Annotated in this window: 10 protein-coding genes and 1 riboswitch; of the genes, 2 read left to right on the top strand and 8 right to left on the bottom strand. The window is 61.4% G+C overall.

Annotation, left to right across the window (positions count from 1 at the left end; genetic code table 11):
- Positions 1 to 103 precede the first annotated feature (103 nt).
- The 7 genes from ACA041_RS11790 to ACA041_RS11760 form a co-directional block, all read right to left on the bottom strand.
- Complete coding sequence (locus ACA041_RS11790) at positions 104 to 2374, bottom strand: molybdopterin guanine dinucleotide-containing S/N-oxide reductase (RefSeq protein WP_497441250.1); 2271 nt, start codon at positions 2372 to 2374, stop codon at positions 104 to 106.
- Between the two features lie 199 nt (positions 2375 to 2573).
- Complete coding sequence (locus ACA041_RS11785) at positions 2574 to 3368, bottom strand: ABC transporter ATP-binding protein (RefSeq protein ID WP_497441249.1); 795 nt, start codon at positions 3366 to 3368, stop codon at positions 2574 to 2576.
- Positions 3362 to 4357, bottom strand: coding sequence for an ABC transporter permease (locus ACA041_RS11780; protein ID WP_497441248.1), 996 nt, complete (start codon positions 4355 to 4357; stop codon positions 3362 to 3364). Before ACA041_RS11780 ends, ACA041_RS11785 begins: the two co-directional genes overlap by 7 nt.
- Positions 4344 to 5417 (bottom strand): ABC transporter substrate-binding protein, encoded by a 1074-nt coding sequence (locus ACA041_RS11775; RefSeq protein WP_497441247.1) that lies wholly within the window; start codon positions 5415 to 5417, stop codon positions 4344 to 4346. Before ACA041_RS11775 ends, ACA041_RS11780 begins: the two co-directional genes overlap by 14 nt.
- Before the next feature lie 30 nt (positions 5418 to 5447).
- On the bottom strand, positions 5448 to 6773 hold the full coding sequence (locus ACA041_RS11770; RefSeq protein ID WP_497441246.1) for an LLM class flavin-dependent oxidoreductase: 1326 nt from the start codon (positions 6771 to 6773) through the stop codon (positions 5448 to 5450).
- Between the two features lie 12 nt (positions 6774 to 6785).
- Positions 6786 to 7727, bottom strand: coding sequence for an aliphatic sulfonate ABC transporter substrate-binding protein (locus ACA041_RS11765; protein ID WP_497441245.1), 942 nt, complete (start codon positions 7725 to 7727; stop codon positions 6786 to 6788).
- Between the two features lie 241 nt (positions 7728 to 7968).
- On the bottom strand, positions 7969 to 8184 hold the full coding sequence (locus ACA041_RS11760) for a TOBE domain-containing protein (protein ID WP_038983759.1): 216 nt from the start codon (positions 8182 to 8184) through the stop codon (positions 7969 to 7971).
- 225 nt (positions 8185 to 8409) lie between these two features.
- Here ACA041_RS11760 and ACA041_RS11755 point away from each other — a divergent pair, with 225 nt between their 5' ends.
- Together ACA041_RS11755 and ACA041_RS11750 are read left to right on the top strand one after the other, a co-directional pair.
- Positions 8410 to 9384, top strand: coding sequence for an aliphatic sulfonate ABC transporter substrate-binding protein (locus tag ACA041_RS11755; RefSeq protein WP_497441244.1), 975 nt, complete (start codon positions 8410 to 8412; stop codon positions 9382 to 9384).
- Between the two features lie 328 nt (positions 9385 to 9712).
- Positions 9713 to 11893 (top strand): TonB-dependent siderophore receptor, encoded by a 2181-nt coding sequence (locus tag ACA041_RS11750; protein WP_497441243.1) that lies wholly within the window; start codon positions 9713 to 9715, stop codon positions 11891 to 11893.
- Between the two features lie 33 nt (positions 11894 to 11926).
- Here ACA041_RS11750 and ACA041_RS11745 read toward each other — a convergent pair whose 3' ends face one another.
- A complete protein-coding gene (locus ACA041_RS11745; RefSeq protein WP_497441242.1) occupies positions 11927 to 12835 on the bottom strand; it encodes an alpha/beta fold hydrolase in 909 nt (302 codons plus the stop codon).
- Between the two features lie 381 nt (positions 12836 to 13216).
- Positions 13217 to 13412, top strand: a riboswitch (cobalamin riboswitch).
- The last annotated feature ends 61 nt before the right edge of the window (positions 13413 to 13473 follow it).

Here is a 13473-nt window from a genome sequence, read left to right as displayed (position 1 = left end):
GGCCTACGCAGCCTACACCAGAATTTTTCGGTTCACACAAACCCTGTGGGAGCGAGCTTGCTCCCACAGGTTCTTTGCAATGGCAGGCGCCCGGTGCCGCTCATCAAACCATCAACGGCGGCTCGAACGCCGTGATCGGTGGCAACGCCTGATCCCACTTGATGATCTCCACCGAGGCGGTTTGCGCCGAGCAGCCCTGAGACAGGCTCGACGAGCCGACATCGGCGGTAATCATGTTCGGGTTGCCGTGTTTTTCCAGGCTGTTGCGCTCACCAGGCACCCACGGATCGAACCAGGCGCCGGTGGCGATCTGCACCACGCCCGGGCGAATGCCGTCCGAGACAATTACCCCGGCCAGGAAGGCACCGCGCTCGTTAAACACCTTGACCACGTCGCCATCGACAAGGCCTCGGGCACGGGCGTCCACGGGGTTGAGGGTCAGCGGTTCACGCTGGCGGATTTTCGAAGACCGGCTGTAGGCGCCGTGATCGTATTGACTGTGCAGGCGGGTTTTCGGTTGGTTCGATAGCAGCTGTAACGGAAACGACGCCAGCGGCTTGTCCAGCCACACCGCATGACCGGGGCAATCGGCGTAGCCGAAGCTGGCGATGCGTTCGCTGAAAATTTCGATGCGTCCCGAGGGCGTCGGCAGTGGATGGGCGTGCGGGTCTTCGCGGAAAGATTTGAGCAGGACGGTGTCGTCATCGGGGTAATCGATTTCGAACAGCCCGTCGCGCCAGAAACTGTCGTAGTCCGGCAGTTCGATCCCGTGCGCCTGCGCCCTGCCCCGGGACTCGTCATAGGTGAAGCGCAGCCAGGCTTCAGCGTCGCGACCTTCGGTAAAAGTCTGGGCGAAACCGAGGCGTTCGGCGACATCCGCCAGGATCGAATAATCGTCCCGGGCCTCTCCCACCGCCTCGATCGCCTTGTGCATCGCGATCATGAAACGGTCCGAGGCGGCGCTGCCGATGTCGTTGCGCTCCAGGGCCGTCGTGGCCGGCAACACGATGTCCGAGTACTTGGCCTGGGCGGTCCAGAATTGCTCGTGGACGACGATGGTTTCCGGTCGCTGCCAGGCCTGCAGTAGACGGTTGAGATCCTGATGGTGATGGAAGATGTTGCCCCCGGCCCAATAGACCAGGCGGATGTCCGGGTAATGCAACTGCTTGCCGTTGTAGTCGAAAGGCGCGCCCGGGTGGAGCAGCATGTCGGTCACCCGTGCCACCGGGATGAAATCCTTGACCGGATTGACCCCCTGGGAAAAACGCGGCCCGGAAAACGCCTTGCGGCCACTGCCGGTGATGTTCATGCAGCCATAACCCAGGCCAAAGCCACCGCCGGGCAGGCCGATCTGCCCGAGCAGCGCGGCCAGGGTCACGGTCATCCAGAACGGCTGCTCGCCGTGCACCGACCGCTGCAGGGAATAGGCGATGTTGATCATGGTGCGCTGGCGGGCCATGCGCCGTGCCAGGTCGGTGATCTGTTGCGCCGGGATGTCGGTCAGGGCCTGGGCCCACAGTGGGTCTTTGGGCTGGCCGTCGACCTGGCCGAGCAGATATCCGCGAAACCGTTCATAACCAACCGTGTAGCGCCGGACGAAGTCCTCGTTGTGCAATCCTTCGCTGACCAGCACGTAGGACAATGCGAGCATCAGCGCGGTATCGCTACCGGGGCGAACCGGCAGCCATTGAATATTTTCCGGCCCGGTCAGATCGTCACGCAACGGGCTGACGTTGACGAACTGCACGCCCGCCCCGGACATCTCTTCCAGCGCGCGGGACAACAGATGATCACTGGCACCCCCGGGGCTGGTCTGGGCATTTTTTGCCGGCAGGCCACCGAAGGCGATGAACAGCTCGCAATGCTGCACCAGGTTTTTCCATGAGGTATGGGCGGCGAGCAACCAATCTATGTTGCCGACGATGTGCGGCATCAGCACCCGGCCGGCGCCCAGGCTGTAACTGTCCATGCTGGACACATAGCCGCCGAACTGATTGAGGAAACGGTGCAGCTGACTTTGCGCATGATGGAAACGCCCGGCGCTGCCCCAGCCGTAGCTGCCGCCGAAAATGGCCTGGTTGCCATGCTCGGCCTTGACCTGTTTCAGCTGCCTGGCGACCAGGTCCAGGGCGACCTCCCACGACACCTCGACGAAGGGCTCCTGGCCGCGCAGTTCAGGATGAGAACCGGGTTGTGCAAGAAAACTGCGACGCACCGCCGGGCGCAGGATCCGCGTCGGTGAGGTAAGGGCCTCGGGAATCGAGGCCCCGATAGGCGACGGATCCGGGTCCCATGGCGCCGGAACCATCGCTTGCAGCTTTCCATCGACAACCTGCGGGCGGTAGGCCCCCCAATGCATGGATGTAAAACTCATGGCGCGATGGATTCCTTGTGGGATGTGATCGGTAACACCCAGTAGATCCCAAGTGGGAGCGAGCCTGCTCGCGAAGGCAGTGTGTCAGGCGATACAGGTGTCGACTGATACACCGCTTTCGCGAGCAGGCTCGCTCCCACAGGGGTTCTTGGTTGGTTCGCCAATAGTGTTCGGCACAGGCTTGGCATTCACCCAATGATTACCAGCTTTCCCCCAACCCGAGCAAGCACATGATCTGGCGCCGCAGGTCCACCAGATACGGATCGTCGCGATGCCGCGGATACGGCCGCTCGATGGTCAGCTGCGCCTTGATCGCCGCCGGCCGGTCGCTGAACACGATCACCCGGTTGGCCAGCAGCAAGGCCTCTTCGACATCGTGGGTCACCAGCAGCGCGGTGTAGCCCTGGCGTTGCCACAAATCAATCAGTTCTTTCTGCATGGTGATGCGGGTCAGGGAATCCAGCTTGCCCAGCGGCTCGTCAAGAATCAGCAGGCGCGGTTCGTTGACCAGCGCCCGGGCCAATGCCACACGTTGGGCCATCCCCCCTGACAGCTGCCGCGGATAAGCCCGGGCGAACTGGCTGAGGCCGACTGTTTCCAGGGCGGCATCGACCTTGGCCGAATGGGTTTTCAGGAGGCCCTGGGCTTCAAGACCCAGGGCGACGTTGTCCCACACCCGCCGCCAGGGATACAGGGTAGGATCCTGGAACACCACGACCCGACTCGGATCCGGGTCGGTAATGGACACACCGTCCGCCAGCAATCTGCCGGAATCGGCCGGTTCCAGCCCGGCCACCAACCGCAGCAACGTGGACTTGCCACACCCCGAAGGACCGAGCAAGGCAACGAATTCGCCGGGAGCCACGTCGAGGGAAACCCGCTCCAGCACCGGCAAGTGCTGACCGTCCAGGGCAAATCCATGGCTCAGATTGTCGATGCGCAAGGCCAGCCCTGCCGAAGACGAAGCCGTTGTCGTTGCTGCCAGCGCTACCATTTCATCGCTCCTTTCTGCCACGCCAGCAAGCGGTCTCGGACCAGGAACAGCGCGGAGATCAGCCCCGAGCAGGCCAATGCCATGATCAACAGCGCCGCATACATATTGGCGTAGGCCGCCCAACCCTGGGCCCACTGCAGGTACCAGCCGATACCCGCCTTGACCCCCATCATTTCCGCAACCACCAGGGTCGAGAACGAAGCGCCCAGGCCCATGAACAAACCGACGAACACATGGGGCAAGGCCGCCGGGATCGCCACCTTGAAAATCAGGAAGCCCTGCTTCGCCCCCAGGGTCCGGGCCACGTCGTAGTAAGCCTTGTCGACGCTGGCCACACCCGACCAGGTCAGCACCGTCACCGGGAACCAGGTCGCCAGGGCGATCAGGAATACGCTGGCACTCCAGCTGGTGGGAAACAGAAAGAAGCACAGCGGCAGCAACGCCGTCGATGGCACCGGCCCGAGAATGCGCAACACCGGATGCAGCCAGTAGCCGATGCTGGTCGACCAACCGATGGCGACCCCGGCGACAAAACCGGTCGCCGCGCCCAATGCCACACCCGTGCCCAGCAGCAGTGCCGAATGCAGCAGGCTCTCGGCCAGGCGCGGCCAGTCTTCGACATACACCGCGAGCAAGGCTTGGGGCGGCGCGAAGAAGGGAACCGGCAACAGGCCCAGCTTCGCGGTGAGCAGCTCCCAGATCGCCAACAGGATCGGCAACGCGATCAACCAGGCCCCTGCTGCACGAACGCGGGTGGCGATCTTCAGCGACCAGCGACCGACGATACCCAGCAGGCCGATCAAGGCCGCCACCGCCAGGCACAGATTCGCCAGGCCCTGGGTCATCGGCCAGACCCGCGTGGCGTTGGGCCAATAGCTGATCAACAGCGCCACCGCAACCCATGCCGTTACCGCCACCGCGCCTTGGCGCCAGACCTTGAAAGCCCCTTGCGTGGCCGCAGCGGCGGTCAAAACATCAGCTGAAGACATCGGCGGTGATCTCCTTGGCGAACTCGCCGGCGTCAGTGCTCTGGCGAATGACTTCCACGGTTTTCAGGTCGGCGACGTAGGTGGTGATTTCCTTGGTCAGCAGCGCACCGACGGCATGATGGCCGTGGGTATGGTCGTGCAGGATGGCCTCGACTTCTTCGACCGAAGTATTCAGGGCATAGGCCTGGAAACCCTTGGCCACGGCCTGGGGATTTTTCACCGAGTAATCGTGGGCCTCGAGGATCGCCTGGGTCAGGGCTGCGGCCACGCGTTTTTCCTCGCGGACCAGTTTGCCGGTCACGCCAACCACGCAGCAGCTGAGGTTGGCGTACTCCTCGACCAGGTTGGTGGACAGCTCCCGGGCCTGGCCGGCCTTGATCAGGCGGTACATGAACGGGTCGCTGCCGCTGATCGCCTGGACTTCGCCGCGCTCCAGCGCCGTGCCCAGCAGGTCGGCCGGAAACAGTCGCCAGTCGACATCGCGCACCGGATCGATGCCGTGCTTTTTCAGCAGGATCGAGAAGAAATTGCGGTCCGGGCTGGCCATGTCGGTGACACCGATGGTCTTGCCCTTGAGGTCTTCGAGTTTATGCACATTGCCATCGACCGCACTGAGCAAACGCAGGCAACCGCCGTGGGTACCGGCGGTGAGCTTGACGTCGAAGCCCTGCTCCAGGGCCTTGAGCCAGCGCAGCGCCATGCCGACGCCGGCATCGGCCTTGCCGGTGGCGATGGCTTCGAGCAGGACTTCGGTGGAGTTGCCAAAGTTGACCAGCTCGACATCCAGGTTGTGCTTCTTGAAAAAGCCCTGGCCGTGGGCGATGACTACCGGCGCCAGGCACACCGCATTGAGGTTGACCGCCAGCTTCAGCGCCCGCGGCGCGTCCAGGCGGATGAAGTCCCCGGTGCCAGCAGGCTCGCTTGCACTGTCGACAGCGTGTCCGGCGTGTTCATCGGCGGCCAGGCTGGAGCGCGGCAACGACATCAGTAACGGACTCGCCAGGGCGACGCTGGCCAGGCCCAGCAGGTGACGACGGGTCAAACGATCGAAAACAGCCATGCAAATATCCCTTTTGATTAATGGAAGTGCTCAGTCCTTCAGCTCGGCCAGCCCCAGATGCTCACGCAAGGTCGAGCCCTCGTAGGCGCGGCGGAACAAGCCTTTGCGTTGCAGATGGGGAACCACGCTTTCGACGAATTCGCTGAACGAGCCCGGAAGGTAAGCCGGGGAGATCACGAAGCCGTCGCAGCCTTCGCCCAGGAACAGCTCGGCCAGTTGATCGGCGATTTGTGCGCCAGTGCCCACCAGCTGCGGCACACGCACGCTGCTGGCGAAAATCCGCCCCAGTTGCTCCAGGGTGGTTTGCGGACCTTGCATCAGCAGTTTTTCGGCGGCGGCCGGATGGATCAGAGGCGACCGGGCGATCTCGGCCAGGGTCGCGGATAACGGAAACGGCGACAGGTCGACATTGAGTTGCGAGGCCAGAGTCACCAGCCCCAATTCGGGACGCGCCAGCGCGTTGTGCCGATCCCGCTTGGCCCGCGCTTCGGCTTCGCTGCCGCCAATGAACGGCATGACCGCCGTCAGCACTTTGCAGCTGTCGGCCTCGCGACCCTGTTGCACGACCTGCGCCCGCACGTCGTCACGGAAGGCGCGCATGGCGTTCAAGTGCGGATGAATGGTGAAGATCGCCTCAGCCCAACGCGCGCCGAAACGCCGGCCTCGACCGGACGAACCGGCCTGGATCAGCACCGGTCGTCCTTGAGGCGTACGGGGAATGTTCAGCGGGCCTTCGACCTTGAACCACTCGCCCTGATGCTGCACCGACTGGATCAGCGACGGATCGGCCAGCACTCCGCTTTCGCGGTCGAGCTTGAGCGCATCCGGCCCCCAACTGCGCCACAGCTTCAACGCCACTTCGACGAACTCGTCGGCGCGGTCGTAACGCAGGTCATGCTCCAGGTGCTTGTCCTTGCCGAACAGACGCCCTTCGCTGTCGTTCATCGAGGTCACGATATTCCAGGCCGCACGGCCCCTGGACAGGTGATCCAGGGTGGCGAATTCCCGGGCGATATGCGCTGGCTCGTAATAGGTGGTGGAACGGGTGGCACCCAGGCCCAGCTTGCTCGTATGGCCGATCAGGTAAGACAGGATCGGCAACGGGTCCAGGCGGGTCGCGTCCTGGGCGCCGTAGCGCAAGGCCAGATCCCGGGAGCCGCCCATCTGGTCGCCGACTGCAAGGCGATCGGCGAAGAACAGAAAGTCGAACAAGCCCTCCTCCACGACTTTCGCAACGCGCGCGTAGTACTCCGGCTCAAGGTAGTTACCGACGGTTTGTGGATGACGCCACACCGCATGGCTGTGCACGACCGGCCCGGTCAGCAAAAAGGCCGACAGGTGAATTTGACGACTCATGGCAACGTCCCCTTACTGCGCCTTCGGCGTCCAGACAGCGATGTCGGATACCTTCAACGGTTTGGGCGTCAGCTTCGCCGCGTAATAGGTGTCGGCGATGCGCTGCTGCTCGGCCAGTTCATCGACCTTGACCGGCACGATGTCGTAGCTGCGACGGGTGTTCGCCAGCTCCACGGTGGCCGGGGGAATGTTGCCCCACAGCGGCCCGAGGATTTTCGCGGCTTCTTGCGGATGCGTTTTGACCCACTGCCCGGTCTCGCGCAGGGTGTCGAAGGTGACCTGCAGCACGTCCGGGTGCGCCTTGGCGAACTTCGACGTGGCCAGGTAGAAGCGGTTGTAGTTGGCGACACCGTCCTTGCCGTCGGCCAGCACGCGCACGTGATGATCCAGTTGCTGGGTCGCCAGGAACGGGTCCCAGATCGCCCAGGCATCAACACTGCCGTTGGCGAATGCCGCACCGCCATCCGGAGCTTCCAGGTAACGCGGAGTAATGTCGGCGAGGGTCAGGCCGGCTTTTTTCAATGCTGAAATCAACAGGAAGTTGCTGCCCGAGCCCTTGGAGACGGCGACAGTCTTGCCTTTCAGATCGGCGACGCTACGGATCGGTGAGTTGTCCGCAACGATGATCGCCTGGGCGCTGGACGATGGATTTTCCCGGGCGTAGTAAGTCAGCGGCGCATCGGCCGCCTGGGTGAACAGGGCAAAGGCGTCGGCGACGTCGGCATGCAGATCGACACTGCCGGCGTTCAGGGAGCTGAGCAGGCCGGTGCTGAATTCATGCCAGTTGACGGTGAAGCCCAGGGGTTTGAGGCGCTCCTCCAGCTGGCCGTTCTGCTTTAGCAGAATCCACAGGGTCGAGGAACGCTGGTAGCTGATATCGATGGCTTGCTGAGCTTGAGCCCCGGCTGCGGCGAACAACAGGCTGGCGGCGACGATGAGTTTTTTCAACTTCATGAAAGGCCTTGCTATGGATGGGTTCGGGGAGGCTGAGCAAAAAACCGGGTCAGCAATGTGCATCAGGCCGGGATCAGTGACCGGACCATAGGAACTATTTGATTATATTAGCGATCAATAATTATGAAAGAATCATATAATTATATGGTTATGCCTGTTACGCCAGGGGTCATCAACGGCTTCGATATCTACCCGACTGAACAGGGGGCAGAACAAGGTCGAAGCCGCGGATCGAAATCGTTCAGAGTTTGGCGATCGAGACCTCGGTGGATTTGACGAAGGCAATCACTTCGCTGCCGACCTTCAATTCGAGATCGCGCACCGAGCGCGTGGTGATGACTGAAGTGACGATGCCGGAGGCGGTTTGCACGTCGATTTCGGAGACCACTTCGCCTTCCACGATTTCCTTGATGACGCCCTTGAACTGGTTACGTACGTTGATCGCTTTGATGGTCATGGTGAGGCTTCCTGTCTGGTGTTGGGCAAATTTGCACTGATGTGCAGGCCACCAAGGTGCACCTCTTGACCCAACAACAAAAGGAATAAATAACGATTTATTTATACCTTAAAGGAATATGCAAAACCGCTAAGCTAATACCTAAAAATTATTTATAAAATACTTTTTAGAACCATATGCTTCATGGCAAATAGCCCTACTCTCCTGCTAAATAGCGAGCGCGCCATGTCCAAGCCCAGCAAAAACCCTGAAGCGAAATTCCGTCGTCCGCTACTGACCGGCCTGGTCGTGGCGCTGGCCTTGTCCTTCACCCTTGCGGCGCAGGCCCGGGAAACGGTGCGCATCGGTTACCAGAAGTCATCGACTCTGATCACGCTGTTGAAAACCCAAGGCACTCTGGAAAAAACCCTCGCGCAGAACAAGATCGATGTGAGCTGGCATGAGTTTTCCAGTGGCTTGCCGCTGCTGGAAGCGTTGAATGTCGGCAATGTCGACATCAGTGCCGACGTGGCCGACACCGTGCCGATTTTCGCCCAGGCCGCGCAGGCGAAGCTGACCTACTTCGCCCAGGAAGCGCCCTCGCCTTCAGCCCAGGCCATCGTCGTGCGCAAGGATTCGCCGCTGCAGCAGCTGTCTGATTTGAAAGGCAAGAAAGTCGCGGTCACCAAGGCCGCCGGTTCCCACTATCTGCTGATCGCCGCCCTGCAAAAAGCGGGTCTGCAATTCTCGGACATCGAGCCGGCCTACCTGTCGCCCGCCGATGGCCGGGCCGCCTTCGAGAACAACAAGGTCGACGCCTGGGTCACCTGGGAACCCTTCCTCACCAGCGCCCAACGTCAACTGCCGACTCGCACCCTGGCTGACGGCGCAGGCCTGGCCAGTTACAAACGCTACTACCTGACCAGCACCCCCTACGCCAAGGCGCATCCCGAGGTGCTCAAGCTGGTGTACGAGCAACTGCACAAGACCGGCGAATGGGTGAAAACCAACCCCGGTGAAGCGGCGAAAATACTCAGCCCGTTGTGGGGCAATCTGGATGTGGCAACCGTCGAGACCGCCAACACCCATCGCAGCTATCAGGTGCAGCCAGTGAAAGGCGATCAGTTGGGCGAGCAGCAGAAAATCGCCGATGCATTTTTTGCCGCGGGGCTGTTGCCCAAGGCGGTGGATGCGAAAGATGTCGAGATCTGGAAGCCTTAGGATAATTACCGATTCTTACTAGCAAAAAAAGCGGAAACCAATTAATTGATTTCCGCTTTTTTGTACCTTGTACCTGGCCAACTGCTCTTTACCGCCTATCCGGGTCGATAACGCCAGACGCGACAACGTACTCTTGTATGATGGCTCGCTTCAAGAGTGGGCCGCGGATTCAGACTTGCCAGTGACCACCGGAGCAATTCCGGCCTGACGCCCTCCGGGCAAACATCGCTTTTTCCTGTTTCAACCGCACGGCTCTGTCCTGGAGCGCGCCCGGGTGCCTGTGCCCGGTGTTCGCCTGGCCCGTGATCGCAATCGTCGAGGAGTATTCATGGATAGGCTTTACCGGACGTCCCGCGAGGGAGTGTCCGCACCACGGTTCACGCTCAATCTTCTGGCCCTGGGCTTGCTGCTGCCCCATACCGCGCAGGCCACCGAAACCGAACTGCCGGCGGTGACCGTGACGGGCGAAGACACCTCCGGCTACCAGGCCCATAGCGCCTCGGTCGGCGGTTTCGACGCGACGCCATTGCTTGATACGCCGGCCTCGATTTCAGTGGTCACCGAAGCCTTGATCAAGGATCGGCAGGCCCGCCTGCTCAGCGAAGTCCTGAAGAACGATGCCTCGGTGGGTGAGAGCTACGCGCCGGTCGGCTACTACGAAAACTTCGTCGTGCGTGGCTTTTCGCTCAACTCCGCCAGCAGCTACAAGATCAACGGCCGCACCATCACCGGCGAGCAGAACGTCGGCCTGGAAAACAAACAACAAGTGGAATTGCTCAAAGGGCTTTCCGGCTTGCAGAGCGGCGTCAGCGAGCCCGGCGGGCTGGTCAACTACGTGACCAAGCGGCCGGCCGATGTGCGGTCGGTCACTGTCTCCACGGACGACCGTGGCAGCGGCTACCTGGCCACAGACGTGGGCGGATTCTTCGGCAATGAACAGCAGTTCGGGCTACGCGCCAACGTGGCCCATGAAGAGCTGCATTCCTATGTCGAACACACTAATGGCCAGCGCGACTTCGCCTCCCTGGCCTTCGACTGGAACATCAGCCCTGATGCCCTGCTGCAACTGGATGCCGAGTACCAGACCCGGGAACAGCGCTCGGCACCGGGCTATCAATTGCTTGGCGGCACCAGCCTGCCACACCACGCCTCGCCGAAAAAACTGCTGGCACATCAGAGCGGCTCGAAACCCGTCACCACTGATGCGCTGAACCTCAACGGCAACTTCGAATATCGCTTCAGCGACACCTGGAAAGGCAATATCAGCGCCTCGCGCAGCCGGGTGGTGATCGATGACTACAGCTCGTTCGCCTGGGGTTGCTACGGTTCCGCCAGTTGCGCCAGCGCCGCGGTGCCCAATTACTTCAGCCCCGAGGGCGACTACGACATCTACGACTTCCGCAGCCCTGACGATACCCGCCGCAATGACGAGGTACAGGCTGCCTTCACTGGCGCCTTCGACACCGCTGGCCTCGGTCACGAACTGAGCGTAGGCACCAGCGCGTTTCGCCGCGTGGTGGATAAACGCGACATCATCAACGTGATGATCGGCAGCGCCAATATCGATAGCGAACCAGCAGATTTCGCACGCTACGACGGTCCGCTCAACGACGCCTATCGACGCCTGGACAGCCGCCAGTACGGGCTGTTCTTCAATGACCGGATCAGCTTCAACGAACAATGGCAGACCGTGCTCGGCGGGCGCGAAGTGCGCCTGGATGAAGAGACCTTCGACAGCCAGGGCGAGACCACCCGGCACACCCAACGCTATGTGTTCCTGCCCCAGGCCGCGCTGATCTACAAGCCGCTGCACAACCTGGCGCTGTACACCCGCTACAGCAAGGGCCTGTCCCTGGGTGGCGAAGCGGCGTGGTTCACCACCAACGCCTTTGAAATCCTCGCGCCAACCGTGTCCCGGCAGATCGAGGCGGGCATCAAGTACGACTGGCAGCGCATCAGCCTGGCCGCGGCGCTGTTCCAGATCCGCCAGGCGTACCAGTACTCCCGGCCCAATGACGACGGCACCTTCACTTTCACCCAGCAGGGCGAACAGAAGAACACCGGACTGGAACTCTCGGCCAATGGCTGGGCCAGCCAGCGCCTGCAGATCGCCGCCAGTGTCGCGGCGATCCGCGCCCGGGTCAGCGACAGCGGCACGCCGGCCTATGAAGGTCATCAGGCAATCAATGTGCCGACGCTGCGCGCCAGCCTCCAGGGCGACTACGCCCTGCCCGGGTTCGATGGCCTGGGCCTGCTCGGCGGGGTGCAATACAGCGCCAGCAAATATGCCAGTCGCCAAGGCGGGGTAGAGACCGGTGCCTACGCCATTTTCAATCTCGGCAGCCGCTACAGCACCCGCATCGACGGTTACGACACGGTGTTCCGCCTGACCGTGGACAACCTGTTCGACAAGCGATACTGGCGTGATGCCGGCGAATACATGGGCGACGGCTACCTGTTCCAGGGCGCGCCCCTGACGGCCCGGTTGAGCGCCTCGATCAACTTCTGATGGTTGCGCCATAGCCTCTCACTGATCCTGCCCCTATCGCTGCCCTATCGCTGCCTTCTCCATGCAGTACGGCATCGCTGAGGAACCATTGCCCATCACCTGACCCCGCGTCGCCGACCCTGGCTGCAGAAAACCGAGCAAGGCCTGTCGGGTTTCCTGCCAGGCTGCCGGGTGTTCCATATCGAGGAAGTGCCCGGCGTTCGTGACGGTATGGAACCGGGACTGAGGGGCATGATTGGCGAACAGCCGGGCGTCTTGCGCCGAGGTGTATTCATCCCATTCGCCGTTGACAAACAGCAGCGGGATTTCGATCGCATCGGCACAGGCGACGTAGCAGTGGGTGTCCTGGGTCAGCACCTCGTGCACATGGAAATGCATCTGCCGGTATTCATGCTCCGCCAGGCTGCTGACATGGCGGTGATTAAAGCGTTTGAACAGCGAGGGCAGGTGCTTGCCAATCGTCCCGTTGATCAAGCGCCCGACATTGAGACGATCGCAGGCCTGGAGCACGTGCAGGCCGCGTTCCAGGTAATCGCGCATGGGCGTATTGATGCGCGCCGCGAAAGAACTGATAACCGCCCTCTCGATTCGTTGTGGCCGCTGGGCCAGCGCCACCAGGGTCGCCGCGCCGCCCCAGGAAAAGGACAGCACATGGTGCACACAAAAGTGCTCGATCAATTCCAGCAGAATCGCGGCCTCGTCTTCCTTACGGATCGGTTGGCCATGGAGGTTGTGTCGTTTCGACTGACCGGCATAGGGTTGATCGTAGAGGACCACATTGAATTGCGGCTGCAGGTAACGCACCGTCTGGGCAAAGGATGCGGTCGTTGCCAGCGAGCCGTTGACCAGAATGATGGTCTTGTCAGCGGCGGGGTTGAGATAGTGTTCGGTATAAATCTTGTATTTATCGCAAATCTCGACGATGGCGGTTTTCGGCATCATGTCATTTTCTTCCTTGAACCCATTGGACTGAGCGCACAGCGTGAGGGATGTCCACAGGACCCTATCGACACAGCAGTACGGGTGGAGCCGACAGCGAAGTGCCAGGTAAATACATTAAAAGCTCAAGGTGGTTTTCCAACGTCAACGCATAGGCCTCCTGGGGTTTAACCTGGCATCACGAGCAAGCGGCGACAGCGCGAGCGTGTTACGCAGGGCTCTGTGACCGATGAGTCACTGACTGACCAGAGGTTCAGAGTTAAGCAGGAATTTCCCGGTCTGCAAGCATGTGCAGCGCTTTGGTGCTGATTTACCTTCAACGCGCACCTGCACCCTGGAATCGGCACACGGGAAAAAATACTGGACCGTTAATCGCCATGATCGACTACCATGCCGGCCGCCGGTTTCCACATGGGATTAATAGGGAATCCGAGATGCCTGACACGGCATCAATCGGAACTGCCCCCGCAACTGTAGGTGCTGAGCCTGCTCCTGAACTGCCACTGGGATCGCTCCCGGGAAGGCTGGAGCCAGGCGACGACGCATCAGTCAGGAGACCTGCCGGCCAAGCAAATCACTAACCGGCGGGGTGTCCGGGAAGGACATCCTTGCGCCGTGCGTCACCTGCAGTGATCGCCACG

It is taken from the genome of Pseudomonas sp. LBUM1676 (assembly GCF_059695605.1).
The sequence above is the reverse complement of the archived record's forward strand: the minus strand, read 5'-3'. Positions and strand labels throughout refer to the sequence as shown.